Source organism: Streptococcus caecimuris (genome assembly GCF_943193075.1).
Lineage (GTDB): Bacteria > Bacillota > Bacilli > Lactobacillales > Streptococcaceae > Streptococcus > Streptococcus caecimuris.
Window position 1 is genome coordinate 41243 of sequence record NZ_CALPCT010000007.1, and the last position, 17523, is coordinate 58765.

The 17523-nt window shown below is 43.4% G+C and carries 17 protein-coding genes; 13 read left to right on the forward strand and 4 right to left on the reverse strand.

The window, feature by feature from the left end; genetic code table 11:
• Window positions 1–87: 87 nt before the first annotated feature.
• A complete protein-coding gene (gene rsmG, locus NFR56_RS04075; RefSeq protein WP_251457870.1) occupies window positions 88–801 on the reverse strand; it encodes a 16S rRNA (guanine(527)-N(7))-methyltransferase RsmG in 714 nt (237 codons plus the stop codon).
• Between the two features lie 70 nt (window positions 802–871).
• Between rsmG and NFR56_RS04080 the strand changes: the two genes are divergently transcribed.
• Both NFR56_RS04080 and htpX read left to right on the forward strand, forming a co-directional pair.
• The gene (locus NFR56_RS04080) at window positions 872–1432 is read left to right on the forward strand and encodes a LemA family protein (RefSeq protein ID WP_049472048.1); all 561 of its coding nucleotides are present in this window, start codon (window positions 872–874) and stop codon (window positions 1430–1432) included.
• A gap of 1 nt (window position 1433) precedes the next feature.
• Window positions 1434–2330: a zinc metalloprotease HtpX gene (gene htpX / locus NFR56_RS04085; RefSeq protein WP_251457873.1), complete on the forward strand. Its 897-nt coding sequence runs from the start codon at window positions 1434–1436 to the stop codon at window positions 2328–2330.
• Between the two features lie 26 nt (window positions 2331–2356).
• On the opposite strand, the gene NFR56_RS04090 is transcribed toward htpX, so the two are convergent.
• From NFR56_RS04090 to NFR56_RS04100, 3 genes are all read right to left on the reverse strand, one after another.
• A complete protein-coding gene (locus NFR56_RS04090) occupies window positions 2357–3574 on the reverse strand; it encodes an MFS transporter (protein WP_251457876.1) in 1218 nt (405 codons plus the stop codon).
• Window positions 3571–3747, reverse strand: coding sequence for a hypothetical protein (locus NFR56_RS04095; RefSeq protein WP_162837396.1), 177 nt, complete (start codon window positions 3745–3747; stop codon window positions 3571–3573). Before NFR56_RS04095 ends, NFR56_RS04090 begins: the two co-directional genes overlap by 4 nt.
• Window positions 3748–3857: 110 nt before the next feature.
• Window positions 3858–4718, reverse strand: coding sequence for a helix-turn-helix domain-containing protein (locus NFR56_RS04100; protein WP_251457879.1), 861 nt, complete (start codon window positions 4716–4718; stop codon window positions 3858–3860).
• A gap of 204 nt (window positions 4719–4922) precedes the next feature.
• Between NFR56_RS04100 and NFR56_RS04105 the strand changes: the two genes are divergently transcribed.
• The 11 genes from NFR56_RS04105 (at window position 4923) to der (ending at window position 17489) form a co-directional block, all read left to right on the forward strand.
• Window positions 4923–5462, forward strand: coding sequence for a YceD family protein (locus NFR56_RS04105; protein WP_251457882.1), 540 nt, complete (start codon window positions 4923–4925; stop codon window positions 5460–5462).
• Window positions 5463–5585: 123 nt separating this feature from the next.
• Window positions 5586–7064: a flotillin family protein gene (locus tag NFR56_RS04110; protein WP_003005145.1), complete on the forward strand. Its 1479-nt coding sequence runs from the start codon at window positions 5586–5588 to the stop codon at window positions 7062–7064.
• A gap of 170 nt (window positions 7065–7234) precedes the next feature.
• A complete protein-coding gene (gndA, locus tag NFR56_RS04115) occupies window positions 7235–8659 on the forward strand; it encodes an NADP-dependent phosphogluconate dehydrogenase (RefSeq protein WP_049472054.1) in 1425 nt (474 codons plus the stop codon).
• A 9-nt stretch (window positions 8660–8668) separates the two neighbouring features.
• Window positions 8669–9367 (forward strand): response regulator transcription factor, encoded by a 699-nt coding sequence (locus tag NFR56_RS04120; protein WP_049492430.1) that lies wholly within the window; start codon window positions 8669–8671, stop codon window positions 9365–9367.
• A 233-nt stretch (window positions 9368–9600) separates the two neighbouring features.
• On the forward strand, window positions 9601–11796 hold the full coding sequence (locus tag NFR56_RS04125) for a PTS transporter subunit IIBC (protein ID WP_118095474.1): 2196 nt from the start codon (window positions 9601–9603) through the stop codon (window positions 11794–11796).
• An 85-nt stretch (window positions 11797–11881) separates the two neighbouring features.
• Window positions 11882–12694, forward strand: a complete 813-nt coding sequence (locus tag NFR56_RS04130; RefSeq protein ID WP_049483337.1) for an endonuclease/exonuclease/phosphatase family protein — start codon at window positions 11882–11884, stop codon at window positions 12692–12694.
• Window positions 12695–12858: 164 nt separating this feature from the next.
• Entirely contained in the window at window positions 12859–13332 is a 474-nt protein-coding gene (nrdR, locus tag NFR56_RS04135) for a transcriptional regulator NrdR (protein ID WP_003005476.1), read from the forward strand.
• Entirely contained in the window at window positions 13333–14511 is a 1179-nt protein-coding gene (locus tag NFR56_RS04140; protein WP_049492437.1) for a replication initiation and membrane attachment family protein, read from the forward strand.
• Window positions 14512–15411 (forward strand): primosomal protein DnaI, encoded by a 900-nt coding sequence (dnaI, locus tag NFR56_RS04145; protein ID WP_003008404.1) that lies wholly within the window; start codon window positions 14512–14514, stop codon window positions 15409–15411.
• A complete protein-coding gene (locus tag NFR56_RS04150; protein WP_049492441.1) occupies window positions 15408–16121 on the forward strand; it encodes a nitroreductase family protein in 714 nt (237 codons plus the stop codon). Before dnaI ends, NFR56_RS04150 begins: the two co-directional genes overlap by 4 nt.
• 57 nt (window positions 16122–16178) lie before the next feature.
• Window positions 16179–17489, forward strand: coding sequence for a ribosome biogenesis GTPase Der (der, locus tag NFR56_RS04155; RefSeq protein ID WP_031575509.1), 1311 nt, complete (start codon window positions 16179–16181; stop codon window positions 17487–17489).
• Window positions 17490–17523 lie beyond the last annotated feature (34 nt).

A 17523-nucleotide genomic window follows, 5' to 3' on the forward strand; every position in this document is an offset into this window, starting at 1 on the left:
GCTCGACAATCCAAAAATAATTGAGAGGCTAGGACTTTTGTCCCAGCCTCTTATTTGACTTTTATTCTCTTAGCCCTTTGTATCTTACTACAATGGCCGCTTATTAGGCATGCCTGCTTTTCTTGGGTATTTATTGGGTGTTTCTTTTTTCTTTTCGACTACAGTGATATAGCGTGGATCGCCATTTGGCAATTCATATTGTAAATTGTCTTCAACCTTGCTAAAGAGCAGATTGAGGGCATTTTTGGCTTCTTCCAACTCTTCTTGAGCATTGCTGGCCTTGAGAGCAAGAAGACGTCCTCCTACTTTCAGGTAAGGGATGGTCAGTTCAGAGAGGACCTGCATGCGGGCAACAGCGCGGGCAGTTACGATATCAAATTGGGCACGAAAAGCCTTTTCTTGCGCAAAGTCCTCCGCACGTCCATGGTAGAAATGAACTCCGCTCAAACCTAACTCTTCAGCCAGCAAGTGGAGAAAATTGATCCGCTTATTGAGGGAATCAATGATGGTCACATCCAGCTCAGGGAATAGGATCTTCATTGGTAGGCTGGGAAAGCCAGCACCAGCTCCGATATCCAAGAGACGGATGGGTTGGTTTTCGATCAAACCTTGTAAAATGGGTGCGATCGAATCATAAAAATGCTTGAGATAGACTTCGTCTTTTTCGGTGATGGCGGTGAGATTAATCTTTTCATTCCATTCCACGAGGAGCTCAAAATACCGTTCGTATTGCTCTTTTTGACGATCAGTTAATGGAAAGCCGAGGTCGGCTAAACGGACATAAAATTCTTCTGGTTTCATGCTTTTATTTTACCACAAAATAAGGGAAATTTGATATACTGGTAGAAAGAAATGAAAGGAATTCAATAAAATGATTTGGATTATTCTTGGGATCATTGTGGTCCTTGTGTTGATTGTAGTAGGAGTTTACAACGGTTTGGTGAAAAGCCGCATGCAGACTCGCGAAGCTTGGAGTCAAATTGATGTGCAATTGAAACGTCGAAATGACTTGATTCCAAACTTGATCGAAACCGTTAAAGGCTATGCCAAGTACGAAGGAGATACACTAGCAAAAGTGACTCAACTTCGCCAACAAGTGGCTCAAGCTACTTCACCTGCAGAAGCGATGGCAGCCAGTGATGCTCTTTCACGTCAAGTGGCAGGCATTTTTGCGGTTGCTGAAAACTACCCAGACTTGAAGGCTAACACCAACTTCATGCAATTGCAAGAAGAATTGACCAATACAGAAAACAAAATTTCTTATGCCCGTCAATTGTACAACAGTGTCACAAGCAATTACAATGTGAAATTGGAAACTTTCCCAACAAACGTAATTGCTGGAATGTTTGGCTTCAGACAAGCCGAATTCCTTCAAGTGCCTGAAGAAGAAAAAGCTGTACCAAAGGTGGATTTTAGCGGATTAGGAGACTAATATGCTTTTTGACCAAATTGCAAGCAATAAAAGGAGAACCTGGATTCTCCTTATTGCTTTTTTCATACTCTTAGCTCTTATCGGAGCAGCCGTTGGTTACCTCTGGTTAGGCTCCTCCCTTGGGGGCGTCATCCTATCTTTGATTATTGGGGGTATCTATGCCTTTAGCATGATTTTTCAATCCACCGAAGTTGTCATGCGGATGAATGGGGCGCGTGAGGTAACGGAAGAGCAAGCCCCTCAACTCTACCATATTGTCCAAGATATGGCCATGGTAGCCCAGATACCCATGCCTCGGGTCTATATTGTGGATGATCCTTCTATGAATGCATTTGCGACAGGGTCTAATCCTCAAAATGCTGCTGTTGCAGCAACGACAGGTCTTCTAGCTGTGATGAACCGTGAGGAATTGGAGGGAGTCATCGGACACGAAGTCAGCCACATTCGCAATTACGATATTCGCATCTCTACGATTGCGGTTGCCCTTGCAAGTGCCATCACCATGCTTTCTAGCATTGGTGGCCGGATGATGTGGTGGTGCGGTGGCCGTAGCCGGGACGATGATCGAGAAGGTAGCGGTGGTTTGGAGATTGTTATGTTGATCCTTTCCCTGCTTGCCATCGTTTTAGCGCCATTAGCAGCGACCTTGGTCCAGTTAGCCATTTCTCGTCAACGGGAGTTCCTAGCAGACGCTTCAAGTGTTGAATTGACGCGGAATCCTCAAGGGATGATCAATGCTTTGTTAAAGCTAGACAATAGTGAACCAATGCAACGACATGTCGATGATGCGAGCAGTGCTCTTTTTATCAACGATCCTAAAAAAGAATCCGGATTGCAAAAACTCTTTTATACCCACCCACCCATTGCTGAGCGGGTAGCTCGCCTAAGAAAAATGTAAAAAAAATCCACCAAACGGTGGATTTTTTATTTGGTTGTTAAGAGGAGGGTAGTGAAACCAAGAATAGCAAAGGTCCCCCAAGCTAGGGGAAGGCTCCAGATAGCTAGACTAGAAAAAAGAGCTGTTCCAAGGGGCATGGCAAAGCTGACCATCAGTCCCAAAAAGCTAGAGGTAGAAGCTAATTTTTCAGCGGGTAATTTACTCATTAAAAGACTGGAAACTTTTGGGTTGATTTTTGCTACAAGATAACCAAGGAAAGTGATGAGTAGGAGGGAAAAGAAATCCCAGTGCACCAGAATATTTGTGAGCCCAAGCATAGTCAGCCCACCTGCTATCCACAGGAGGATATGATGGAGGCTTTGCTTGGAAAAATAATCGTGAGGTGTCAGACTAGCCCAGACCATGCTTAAAATAGTTACAGCCTCTAAGATCAAGAGAGATTGGCTAAAGTTCAACTGAAAGAAGGGGGAGTCAAGCAGTTGCAGATTGTAGATGCCAGAGATGGATCCCCCTAGGGCATTGATAAGAACCAATGAGAAGAGCAACTTGCCAAAGTGATGAACATCTTCATCTGCAAAAATACTTTTGGCGTTCTGGTACATCTCTTGGCATTCGTGTACCAAAGAATTCTTACTTTTGAGCTCAACGACGGGATCATGTGTCAGCTGCTTTTTTCTCATCAGGAGACAAGTGGAAGACAGGAGAAAAGTCAATGCATTGATCGAAGCGACCAGAGCAAAATTTTGATGGCTGATAGCTAGCAACCAAACACCTAGAGCTTGTCCAGAAATCGAACAGACCATACTAAGTAGTTGATTGAAGGAATAGGCCTCCATCAAATCCTCGTCGGGGATATTCTTTTTCATGATAGGGAGTTGCAAGCCTCCGCGATAATCACTCAAACAATCTGAAACGATGTTTAAGAAGCAAACAATCGAAAAGGCAAGGTAACCCGGAATCTTGGTCATGAGCGCAATAAGGATGAAGAGGATGGCTTGAAGATAGCCAATGCGGATCAACCAGTTAGCTTTTTTCTTCGTATGGTCAGCCTTCATCCCGACAAAAATGGTAAAGAGGCTAGGAATAAACACAATCAGATTAGCAATTCCAACAGCCAGACTCGGTTGCGGCATGCTGGCAGCAAAGACCACAAAGACCAGATTGTAGATGGCAGCACCAAGGGTATTCAAAAAGCGAGAAAGGCTGAGTAAGGCAAAAATTTTATTACGAGCTAAGAGTTTCATAAGCCTTCCTCCTTCACGTGATCAGTTGCTAGGACTTGTTTGATAGATCGAACGATCTGTTTGAAGAGGTCTAGTTTCTCATCATCAGAGAGAAGAAGTTCCTGATCCTTCAGATAAACGCTGGTATGTGAGAGAAGAAAGCGGAGGAAGTGGTTTTTTAGTTTGGTCATCATGGGAAGAACCTTCTTTCTTTACTTGATAGTCCTATTGTAAACCTAAAAAGCAAGAAAAAATTAATGTTGCATATTTTCAACAAAAACTCACAGAGTAGATCTGTGAGTTTTTAGGATTTATTGATCAGTTCTTGCAGGCCCTGTTTGTAGTAGTTGGCACTGTCCTTACAATCCAGAATAGAGAGAACCTGGATGGCCTGTTCCATCTTTTCAAGACCGATTTCTTTTTCTCCCTTTCGATAGAGAAATTCTCCTTTGGCGTAGAGATAAACCGTCCGAAGGTAGGCTTCGTTCTCAGAGTAAAAGTGGTCGTTAATTAGGTGGTCAAAAAAACATGCATCTTCAAATTCATTTGAACTAATGGCCAGAAAAAAGCCATTAAGGAAAATAGAATTGATGGCAGGACGAGAGGAATCTAGGAGAAGCTTGAAATCCTCCCTTTGGACCAACTCCTCTGTGTATTGTCGATAGAGCTGACTAGAGAAAAGTGGAGAGGTCAGAGAAAACAGGTTTAATTCAAAATTTCCCCAGATTGTGACAGAGAAGAGATAATCATGGAGGAAATCGAGTTCCTCTTGGCTAGCGGTGAGCTCTACTTCAGGATAGAAGCCAAGCATTTGGACTTTGAGAATAATGCTGGCTAAGAAGTCTTCTTTTTTCTGATATTTCTGATAGGCTTGCTGGTAGCTTTGGTACAAGTCTTGATCGTGTTCCAAGCTCATGTTTTCATAGTGCTCTTTCAACAATTTGGGAATAAAGGAGTGCTGATCGATTCCTGCTAGATGAGAAAACTCACTGAGGCTGGTTTTGATCTGTTGCAAAGCCTGAAAAAACCGTTGCGTGGTCAGGTCATTTTCTCCTCTTTCAAATCGAGATAACATGGAGCGCGAAAATTCGCCACCTGTAGCTTCCTCTAAAGAGATGTGACGACTTTCACGTATTTGCCGAAAAACTGCTCCGATATCTTTCATGAATTCTCCTCTATCTAACATTGCTCAATGCCCTAGCAAGTGACCCTCTTTTGTCCAAGAGATGGTGGGACCTTGTGTACAACACCAATTGGCCTAGTTACTGTATCTTTTTTCATGATTATAACAAATTTTTGAGGAGACTTCTTGGTTGAGGGGCAGCTTCATGATATACTAGTAGTATCTAGAAGATTTGAGGACAAAAGAATGAACCTATTTACACAAGAAATCCGTAAAAATCCTGAAGGACTAGCCTTTGATCAAGAGTTGGATTTGCTCAAAGAATTGCAAAAGCGTAATCCAGAAATTCTTGATTTAAAGAATGTGACAGCGACAGGACGAGTAGCCTATGATACAGGCCTCTATGTCTTGAATTACCAGTTGAGCTATACCATCGTTTTGGCATCTAGCCGAAGCATGGAGCCTGTTGAGCTTCAAGAGAGCTATCCTGTAACAGAGGTGTTTGCGGAGGATGTACAGTCTGACGCAGATATCGAGGCCCTAGAGGAAGACTTGATCCTTCCAATCGAAGGTGGGAAGATTGACCTGAGTGAAAGCGTAGCGGATAATATCCTGCTCAATATTCCTCTCAAGGTTCTCACTCCAGAAGAAGAGGCTGGACAAGGTTTTATTGAAGGCAATGATTGGAAAATCCTATCCGAAGAAGAATACCAAGCCGCTCAAGCGATTAAGAAAGAAGAAAACAGTCCTTTCGCCGGTCTAAATGGCTTGTTTGACGAAGAATAAGCTAGAGATTGCATTTGATAAATTTAGACATAAATACAGGTCTTTTCTTTGAGGAAAGGCCTTCTTTTGATATACTAGGATTAATAAACAACAGAGGGGAGACCTCTAAAAAGGAGAAAAAGTATGGATACTTTATTTATTCCAGGTTGGTTGATTACCGGCCTAATAGTCGCAGTTATTATTTTGATTTTGCTTGTTAAAGGTTATGTGAACGCTAAACCCAACGAAGTCGTGGTCATTACCGGTCTTCGGAAGCAACGTCACTTGCGTGGGAAAGCTGGCTTTATGATTCCCTTTGTCGAACAACGCTCTTATCTTGATATTGAGCAATTCTCGACAGATGTTCGGACGTCAGAAGCAGTCCCAACATTGGACTTCATTAACGTCCGTGCCGATGCGGCTGTTAAATTAAAAATTGGTACAACCGATGAAATGATTGCCCGGGCTGCAGAAAACTTCTTGAACTGGAATACGACAGATATTTCCAACTCTGTTCAAGATGTCTTGGAAGGAAACCTGCGGGAAGTGATCGGTCAGATGGAGCTCCGTAAGATGGTCAATGACCGTCAAGAGTTTGCCTCAAAAGTGCAAGATAACGTAGCACCAGACTTGGCTAAAATGGGTCTAGAAGTCATCGCCTTTACGGTTCAATCCTTCTCTGATGAAGGGGGAGTCATCGATAACCTCGGGATTGAAAATGTTGAAACCATTAAGAAAGATGCCTTGATTGCCAAAGCCAAAGCAGAACGCGAACGCAAGGAAGTCGAAGCAGAACAAGATAAATTGGCCAACGACAAACGCGTCGCTGCCGATCTTGAAATCGCGCAAAAACAAAACGAATTAAAACTCAAACAAGCAGCCCTCAAGCAAGAAGCAGATATTGCCCAAGCAAAAGCAGATGCCGCTAAAGGGATTGAGGCAGAAGTGCAACGTCGTGAACAAGAGCGCGTGGCAGCCGAAGCCAATATCATGAAACAGGAAAAAGAAGCGGAAGTCAAAGAGCGCGAAGTTAAGGTTCGTGAGCAAGAATTGGATGCCAACATCCGCAAACAAGCTGAAGCTGAAAAATATGCGCGTCAACAAGCTGCAGAAGCAGAATTGATTGAACGCCAACGCAAGGCGGAAGCAGAACTCTTCGAAACACAAAAAGAAGCCGAAGCTCGAAAAGCTCAAGCCGAAGCTGAGAAATTTGCCCAATTGCAAGAGGCCGAAGCTATTGAGGCTAAAGGTCGTGCCGAGGCTGAAGCCATTCGCTTGAAACTGGAAGCCGAAGCCAAAGGTTTGGACCAAAAGGCCGAAGCGATGAAGAAAATGCAAGAAGCAGCCATTACTGAAATGGTCGTTGACAAGTTGCCTGAAATTGCGCGTGCTGTCGCAGAACCATTAACCAAGGTTGATAAGATCACCATGTACGGGGAAGGCAATGCTTCTAAGATGGTGGGAGATATTATGCAAAGTATCGACCAAGTCTCTCAAGGAGCCGGATTTGATATTCGTCAATTGCTAGCAGGAGCTCTTGGAGTTAATATGACGGTCAACAAACTCAAAGAAGGAGAACAACCGGTCATTGAAGCAGAAGAGTTAGCTTCAAAAGAAGATTAATGTCATTCATCAGAAAGTGTCTGAGGACTGTAACTCAGGCACTTTTTGTTTTTTGCTTCAAAGTAGATAGGGGCTATCTTTTCTACATGAAGGGGCAGGGTATGATTTTCTACTTTCATTTGATGTCAAAAAATGGTAGAATATAGGCAAACTATAAAGAGGAGTGTCACATGACAAAAGCAAACTTTGGTGTTGTTGGTATGGCCGTAATGGGTCGTAACCTTGCCCTTAATATTGAATCTCGTGGATACACAGTTGCTATCTATAACCGTAGTAAAGAAAAAACAGAAGATGTTGTTGCTTGCCATCCTGAAAAGAACTTTGTGCCAAGCTATGATATCGAAAGCTTCGTAAACTCAATCGAAAAACCACGTCGTATCATGCTCATGGTTCAAGCAGGACCTGGTACTGACGCAACCATCCAAGCCCTTCTTCCACATTTGGATAAAGGTGATATCTTGATCGACGGAGGAAACACTTTCTATAAAGATACCATCCGTCGTAACGAAGAGTTGGCGAACTCAGGGATTAACTTTATCGGTACTGGTGTATCTGGTGGGGAAAAAGGTGCCCTTGAAGGTCCTTCAATCATGCCTGGTGGGCAAAAAGAAGCGTATGACTTGGTAGCTGACGTTCTTGAAGAAATCTCTGCAAAAGCGCCTGAAGATGGAAAACCATGTGTGACTTACATCGGTCCTGATGGAGCTGGTCACTACGTGAAAATGGTCCACAACGGGATCGAGTACGGGGATATGCAATTGATCGCAGAAAGCTATGACCTCATGCAACACTTGCTTGGACTTTCTGCAGAAGACATGGCTGAAATCTTCACTGAATGGAACAAGGGTGAATTGGACAGCTACTTGATCGAAATCACTGCGGATATCTTGAAACGCAAAGACGACGAAGGTCAAGATGGACCAATCGTAGACTACATCTTGGACGCTGCAGGAAACAAAGGAACTGGTAAATGGACTAGCCAATCAGCGCTTGACCTTGGTGTGCCATTGTCACTCATCACTGAGTCAGTATTTGCCCGTTACATCTCTGCCTACAAAGAAGAACGTGTACATGCTAGCAAGGTTCTTCCAAAACCAGCTGCATTCAAATTTGAAGGAGACAAGGCTGAGTTGATCGAAAAAATTCGTCAAGCCCTTTACTTCTCAAAAATCATCTCTTACGCACAAGGTTTTGCGCAATTGCGTGTTGCTTCTAAAGAAAACAACTGGAACTTGCCATTTGCGGACATCGCATCTATCTGGCGCGATGGATGTATCATCCGTTCTCGTTTCTTGCAAAAGATCACAGATGCTTACAACCGCGATGCAGATCTTGCTAACCTTCTATTGGATGAGTACTTCTTAGATGTCACTGCTAAGTACCAACAATCAGTTCGTGACATTGTAGCTCTTGCTGTTCAAGCCGGTGTACCTGTACCAACCTTCTCAGCAGCCATCACTTACTTCGATAGCTACCGTTCAGCGGATCTTCCAGCGAACTTGATCCAAGCACAACGTGACTACTTTGGTGCTCACACATACCAACGTAAAGACAAAGAAGGTACCTTCCACTATTCTTGGTACGACGAAAAATAATCTTGCTCTATGGTCAAACGAGTTCTACTAGTAGAAAATGAGAAGCAAATCGCGCGCTTCATTGATTTGGAACTTCAAAAAGAAGGGTATCAAGTTGATGTGGTCGAGGATGGAAAAGCGGGTCTGGCTTTGATTGCTGCGACCAAATATGATCTGATCTTGTTTAATTACGATTTGTCAGATATGTCTGGTGAAACATTCGCAGAGGAAATCAGTCGGATTCGCCCAGCTTCTGTTTTGATTGTTTTGGATAGCCGCGAAAAAATTGCTGAGCACAAAGAGAGTATTCAGCGCTTTGCCGTTTCCTATATGGTTAAACCCTTTATTATCAGCGATTTGGTAGATAAGATCACAGCCATTTTTAGAGGACGTGATTATATTGACCAACATTGTAGCCAGATGAAAATCCCAACATCATACCGCAATTTGCGCATTGATGTGGAACACCATACCGTCTATCGTGGGAAAGACATGATTAGTTTAACCCGCAGAGAGTATGATCTCTTAGCGACTCTGATGGGAAGCAAAGGGGTGGTGACACGAGATCAGTTGTTGGAAAGTGTCTGGAAGTACGAGAGTACAGGTGAGACTAATATTGTGGACGTCTATATCCGTTATCTCCGTGGGAAAATTGATCTACCCGGTCAAAAAAGCTATATTAAGACCGTTCGTGGGATTGGCTATGCCATGCAAGACACATTAGAATAAAATATTCGAACCCTTAGAGGGTTCGAATATTTTTATGACTCAAGGGAAACGTTTGCGTTTGGAAAGGATGGGTTTAAAAAAGGATTTGGCTAAAAAAAGATAAAAAAAGATAAAATTTAGAGAAAAAAATGAATGTAAGGCTTTACAAATTTTTAAAATGTGGTATACTAGAAACAAATTAAGCGCAAACGTTTTCTTAAAAACAAAAGCCTTAAACAATATAAGGAGGTTGAATGATGAATAAAGGATCATTCAAAAGTTTATTTAGCTTTGAATTCTGGCAGAAGTTTGGTAAGGCCTTGATGGTCGTTATCGCTGTCATGCCAGCTGCTGGGTTGATGATTTCAATCGGGAAATCAATCCCTATGATCAACCCGAATTTATCTCCACTTGTTATTACAGGTGGGATTCTCGAACAAATCGGTTGGGGGGTTATCGGTAACCTTCACATCCTCTTTGCACTCGCTATCGGTGGTAGCTGGGCCAAAGAGCGTGCTGGGGGTGCCTTTGCGGCTGGTCTCTCTTTCATCTTGATTAACCGTATTACCGGTGCAGTTTTTGGAGTTACATCTGCAATGTTGGCTGATAAGGATGCTACCGTTCATACGATCTTAGGTGGATCAATTAAAGTTGCAGACTACTTCATTAGTGTCCTTGAGGCACCGGCACTTAATATGGGGGTGTTTGTAGGGATTATCTCAGGTTTTGTTGGAGCAACTGCTTTCAATAAATACTATAACTACCGTAAACTTCCAGAAGCCCTTTCTTTCTTTAACGGGAAGCGCTTTGTCCCATTCGTTGTTATCGTTCGTTCAGCTCTTACAGCCTTGGTTTTGGCAGCCTTGTGGCCAGTGGTTCAATCAGGAATTAATGGATTCGGTGTCTGGATAGCCAACTCACAATCAACAGCTCCAGTATTGGCACCATTCTTGTTTGGTACCTTGGAACGTCTTCTCTTGCCGTTTGGTCTTCACCACATGTTGACCATTCCAATCAACTATACTCAATTGGGTGGTAGCTACCAAGTTCTTACAGGTGCTGCCAAAGGAACAACTGTATTTGGACAAGATCCACTTTGGTTAGCTTGGGTAACAGACCTTGTTAACTTGAAGAAGGCAGATCCTAGCCAATACCAACACTTGCTTCATGCGTACACACCAGCTCGTTTCAAAGTTGGTCAAATGATTGGATCATTTGGTATCTTGATGGGGGTTGTAGTTGCTATCTATCGCAATGTGGACCCAGATAAGAAAGAAAAATACAAAGGGATGCTTTTTGCAACTGCCCTTGCTACATTCTTGACAGGTGTTACAGAACCAATTGAATACATGTTCATGTTCATTGCAACACCATTGTACTTGATCTACGCCTTTGTTCAAGGTGCTGCCTTTGCAATGGCTGACTTGGTTCACCTTCGTGTCCACTCATTCGGTTCAATCGAGTTCTTGACACGTACCCCAATGGCCATCAACGCTGGTTTGGCATTAGATATCTTTAACTTTGTATGGGTAACAGTCCTCTTTGCCTTTATCATGTACTTCATTGCTAACTTCATGATTAAGAAATTCAATTATGCAACTCCAGGACGTAACGGTAACTATGAACAAAATGATGATGCCCCTGCAGGAGATGGTGCAGCAGCAGGTGCTGCTACAAGCTCAGCAAGCTCACAAGTCATTAACATTATCAACCTTCTTGGTGGACGTGCTAACATCGTCGACGTTGACGCATGTATGACTCGTCTTCGTGTAACCGTTAAGGATGCTGAAAAAGTAGGAACAGAAGAACAATGGAAAGCTGAAGGCGCTATGGGTCTTGTCATGAAAGGACAAGGGGTCCAAGCGATCTACGGACCTAAAGCTGACGTATTGAAATCTGATATCCAAGACGTTCTTGATTCAGGTGAAGTTATTCCTGAAACACTTCCTAGCCAAATGACAGCAGTTCAAAAAGCTGAAGCAACCTTTAAAGGGGTAACTGATGAAGTGCATTCCGTTGCAGATGGTGAAGTGATCAACATCGAAGATGTGAAAGATCCTGTATTCTCACAAAAAATGATGGGTGACGGATTTGCGGTTGAGCCTGAAAATGGCCACATCGTTTCACCAGTTGCTGGTAAAGTTACTAGCGTCTTCCCAACCAAACATGCCCTTGGTTTGGTAACAGATAATGGTTTGGAAGTCTTGGTTCACATCGGTCTAGATACTGTTAGTCTTGAAGGAAAACCATTTGAGGTTAAAGTTTCTGAAGGTCAAACAGTGGCTGCTGGAGACCTCTTGGTAGAAGCAGACCTTGATGCGATCCGTGAAGCTGGTCGTGAAACTTCAACAATTGTTGTCTTCACAAATGCAGATGCGATTAAATCCGTTAAGGTCGAACATACTGGTAAATTGGCAGCAAATGCGCCAGTTGCAACAGTAGAATTATAAAAGACATCGGCAAAGAAAATGAGGTTGGGGCAGTGCACCCGGCCTCTTGCCGTTTCTTGATTTGGAGAGAAGGAGAAATCAGGGGATGAAATTTTTAACATTAAATTCCCATAGTTGGATGGAAGAGAATGCTCAGCAAAAATTTGAAACCCTCAAGGAACAAATTTTGGAAGCGCAATATGATGTGATCTGTTTCCAAGAGGTCAATCAAGAAATGGGCTCAGAAGCAGTCGAAACAGATGAGTATTATCAAGCCTTGCCATCAGCTGTAGCCATTCACAAAGATCACTTTGTTCGCGTATTGGTAGAAGAGTTAGCTGCTCAAGGACTCCACTATTATTGGACTTGGGCTTATAACCATATTGGCTATGATCACCTCAATGAGGGTGTGGCCGTTCTTTCGCGTCAACCCTTGAAGGCGGATGAGATTTTGGTATCCAATATGGATGATCCAACGGACTACCATACTCGTCGAGTAGCCGTTGCCCATACAAGTGTAGATGGCAAAGAGATTGCTGTTGCCAGCGTCCATCTTTCTTGGTGGGACAAAGGTTTCCAATTTGAGTGGCCACGCATTGAGAACTACTTCAGCCAAGTAGGCAAACCCTTTATTCTAGCTGGTGATTTCAATAATCCTGCCGGTCAAGAAGGGTATGAGACGATTCTATCCAGTTCCCTTAAGCTTCAAGACAGCTTTATCGAAGCTAAAGAAACAAAGGGGACTTATACTGTAGGTCCTGGAATCGATGGCTGGACGGATAATCAAGTTCCATTGCGAATCGATTACGTCTTTGCAAGTCCAGAATGGGACATCCAGCGTCTACATGTCATTTTTGATGATCAAAACAAACCCCATGTCAGTGATCACTATGGCTTAGAAGCCGAATTATCACTTTAATATAAATGGAGAGTCGAAAGGAAAACGATTTTATTCAATCGTCCTTCGACTCTTTTTTATGGATCAATGAGGAGCAAGCATAGGGGATTCTCCTGTTCTTCTGCTTTCTTTACGATTCAATTTATGGTAAAATGAAGTGTTAAAACAGTTTAAGGAGGTAGCAAATGCGTTGTCCAAAATGTGGTGGAAGTAAGTCTAGTGTGGTGGATAGTCGACAAGCTGAAGATGGGAATACCATCCGTCGTCGCAGGGAATGCGAAGAGTGCCATTATCGCTTTACTACCTACGAACGAGTGGAAGAGCGGACTCTAGTGGTCGTCAAAAAGGATGGGACACGCGAGCAATTTTCTCGTGATAAAATCTTTAATGGTATTATCCGCTCAGCTCAAAAACGGCCTGTTTCTAGTGACGAAATCGAAGAAATTGTAAACCGGATCGAGCAAAAGGTTCGCAGCCAAAGTGATAATGAAATCAACAGTGAATATATTGGTTCGTTGGTCATGGATGAGTTAGCAGATCTAGATGAGATCACCTATGTCCGTTTTGCTAGTGTTTACCGGAGTTTCAAGGATGTCGGTGAGTTAGAGACCCTCTTGAAACAAATTACGAAGGGAACCAAGAAGAAAAAGGAAAAATAGATGAAGCCCAATACGCCTTTCGCATTTTTAAAAAATAATCTTCTTCCACCGGCAGGGGCTGCATTGGAGCAGTATTACCTGCCTATTTTGGAGACGGAAACAGTAGCAGTTTATCGTTATCTGCTCGCCTCTTATGATCAGGGTGAAAAACAATATTTACTTGCTCAAATCCTCAATCACTTAAATATAGGATTTCCACAGTTGCTACTCGCCTTTGATCGCTTAATTGCTATGGGGTTGATCGATCTCTATGAGGAAGAAGTTGGGATCACCATCCAGTTACATGCTCCTCTTGCCTCAGAACAATTTTTTTCGAATGCTGTTTTCAAACGCTTGCTTGAAAAAAAGATTGGGGAAAAGGCCGTGGAGGATCTGCTCCCAGCACGCTCTTTAGGGACTAGACGGCAAGTTTCCTTCTCGCAAGTCTTTGGACTAGATGCTGGGGAGGTGACTGTTCTTCCAAGTAAGAAACAGCAGTTTGATATGGAGATGTTTAAGCGAATGATGGGGCGTGATGGACTTCGTTTTGTGGATGAAGGAGAAGCAACCCTAGCCCTCTTTGCCATCGCAGAAGAGCAACAATGGACCTGGTATGAAACTTATCTTTTAGCGAAAGAAACAGCTGTAGACCGGATTGTCTCTCCAAAGAGAATGAAGCAAAAGTTGGCTCAGGCGAGCCAAGAGCAACCACGCATGTCCTATAGCCGTCAGGAAGAAACCATTCTGAGGGAAGCTAAGGCAAAATCCAGCCTACAATTTCTAGCAGAGATTAAGAAGGCGCGCAATGCGACCATTACGCAGAGCGAACGCAAGACATTATCCAAGTTAGCTGATCTAGGCTTACTAGACGAGGTGATCAATATTATCTTGTTGTTGACCTTTAACAAGACCCAGTCTGCTAATCTCAATGAAAAGTATGCTTTGAAGGTGGGAAATGATTTTTCTTATCAAGGGGTCAACAGTGCAGAACTAGCGATTTTAAAAGTTCGAGAACGCCAGGAACAAGCTAAAGCTCAAGGAAACAAGGGGACGAGTCCTACATCAGCCAAGGGCAAGAACAGCAATGTTCCCAAGTGGAGCCAACCAAACTATCAAAATCAAACCAGTCAAGCAGAAAAGGTGGATCTTGCTAAAGAGAAACAACGCCTATTAGAAAAACTGAATCAAGGAGGTGAGTAGATGGAAAGTGTAGGTCAAACCATGTCTCACATGAACCGTGCGCGTCAATTTAACTATGAGGATTTGGTCGCACAGATCTTGGCAGACCAAGAAGTGGCTGCCTTTATCAAGGACCAGTCTTTGTCTGAACAAGAAATTCGACGGAGTATTTCAAAATTTAATCAATACATTAGTGAACGCAACCGTTTCTTATTGGGAGATCCGGATTATATTGCCAAAGGTTATAAGCCCATCCTCACCATGAATGAAGGCTATGCGGATGTCGCTTATGAGGAAACGCCAGAGTTAATCGAAGCCCAAAAACGAGCTGCGATCAACCAACGTCTCAACTTGATCAATCTCCCTTCAACCTTGAAAGAAGCGAGTCTAGCCAAGGTGGAACTCGATGATAAGGGGCGATTTGAGGCCTTTGAAGAATTAGCTAATTTTGTGGCCAACTATCCTGAATATCAAAAGGGGATCTACCTCTATGGTGATTTCGGAGTAGGAAAGAGCTACATGATGGCAGCCTTGGCTCATGATTTATCCGAAAAACGCCAGGCCTCTACTACCCTACTTCATTTTCCAAGTTTTGCTATCGATGTTAAAAATGCCATCAGTTCAGGCTTGGTCAAAGAAACCGTCGATCAGGTGAAAAAAGCCGAAATTTTAATTCTCGATGATATAGGTGCGGAACAGATGTCAGCCTGGGTGCGAGATGAAATCTTACAAGTGATTTTGCAGCACCGAATGCAGGAAAATCTCCCAACCTTCTTTACTTCTAACTTTAATTTTGAAGAGTTGGAACGTCATTTTGCAGCTTCGCGTAATGGAGATGAAACCTGGCAGGCCAAACGGGTCATGGAGCGCGTGAAATTTTTAGCCAAGGAAATCCATCTGGAAGGAGTCAATCGCCGATGAATGAAACCATCCGTTTAATGAAATCTCATTTTTCTGTTCGCCGTTTTAAGGAAGAAGCCATCAAAGAAGCTGACCTCAAGGAAATTTTATCAGCTGGGCAGATGGCATCAAGTTGGAAAAACTTTCAGTCTTATTCTGTGATTGTGGTCAAAAGCAAGGAAAAGAAAGAAGCTCTTTACGACTTTCTTCCTCAAGAAGCGATTCGCCAATCAGCCGTCTTTCTCCTCTTTGTTGGGGATTTAAACCGCGCTGGAAAAGCTGTCAAACTTCATGAGCAGGATTTCCATCCTGAAGGGGTGGACAACTTACTGATCACCTCAGTGGATGCGGCTCTAGCAGCTCAAAATACGCTATTGGCAGCTGAAAGTCTCGGCTATGGTGGAGTGATTATCGGCATGTTGCGCTACTGTTCAGAAGAAGTCGCAGAACTCTTCCGTCTGCCAGACTATACCTATCCTGTTTTTGGGATTGCTCTCGGAGTACCTAATCAGCAGCATGCAGTGAAACCACGTTTGCCATTGGAGCAGGTTGCTTTTGAAGAAGAATACCAAGAACAAGACCCATCAGTTGTGACTGCCTATGACAAGGTTCAGGCAGATTATGCTGGAGCGCGTGCAACAGACAGCTGGAGCGAGCGCCTTGCAGCTCAATTTGGTCAACCTGAACAAGAAGAGACCAAAAAACTACTAGAAAAACACAAACTATTATGAAATGAAGAGAGGCGTTCTTGAACCGAGGTCTCGCCTTTCATTAGAAAAGAGGAAATCATGGCCCTACCAACTATTGCGATTGTAGGCCGTCCCAATGTCGGAAAATCTACACTCTTTAACCGGATTGCCGGTGAGCGGATTTCCATCGTTGAGGATGTAGAAGGAGTCACTCGTGACCGCATTTATGCAACAGCTGAGTGGTTGAATCGAAAATTTAGTATCATCGATACGGGGGGAATTGATGACGTAGATGCCCCATTTATGGAGCAAATCAAGCATCAGGCAGAAATTGCCATGGACGAAGCAGATGTGATCGTCTTTGTTGTTTCTGGAAAAGAAGGGATCACGGATGCGGATGAATATGTCACTCGTATCTTGTATAAGACCCATAAACCGGTGATTCTTGCAGTCAACAAGGTGGATAACCCAGAGATGCGCAATGATATCTATGACTTTTATGCCTTAGGACTGGGCGAGCCACTACCGGTATCCTCTGTCCACGGGATCGGAACTGGGGATGTGCTCGATGCCATCATCGAAAATCTTCCGAATGACACAGAAGAAGAAAATCCAGATATCATCAAATTTAGCTTGATTGGTCGTCCAAATGTTGGGAAATCAAGCTTGATCAATGCGATCCTTGGAGAAGACCGGGTCATCGCAAGCCCTGTTGCTGGAACCACACGGGATGCCATCGATACCCATTTTACCGATGCAGATGGCCAAGAATTTACCATGATCGATACAGCTGGTATGCGCAAATCTGGTAAAATCTATGAAAACACTGAGAAATATTCTGTCATGCGTGCCATGCGTGCCATCGACCGCTCAGATGTGGTTTTGATGGTTATCAATGCCGAAGAAGGGATTCGGGAGTATGACAAACGGATCGCTGGCTTTGCTCATGAAGCTGGTAAAGGTATGATCATTGTTGTCAACAAATGGGATACCATTGAAAAAGACAACCATACCATGAAGCAGTGGGAAGATGACATTCGCGATCAATTCCAATACCTTTCTTATGCGCCGATTGTTTTTGTCTCTGCCTTAACCAAACAACGCTTGCACAAGTTGCCAGAGATGATTAAACAGATCAGTGAGAGTCAAAATACACGAATTCCTTCAGCTGTCTTGAACGATGTGATTATGGATGCCATTGCCATTAATCCAACGCCGACCGACAAAGGAAAACGTCTCAAGATCTTCTATGCGACACAAGTGGCAACCAAGCCGCCAACTTTTGTGGTCTTTGTTAACGAAGAAGAACTGATGCACTTCTCATACCTCCGTTTCTTGGAGAACCAAATTCGCAAGGCCTTTGTTTTTGAAGGAACTCCAATCCATTTGATTGCGCGAAAACGGAAGTAGGGAATATGAGACAAATGGATCAAAGTGGAGAAGG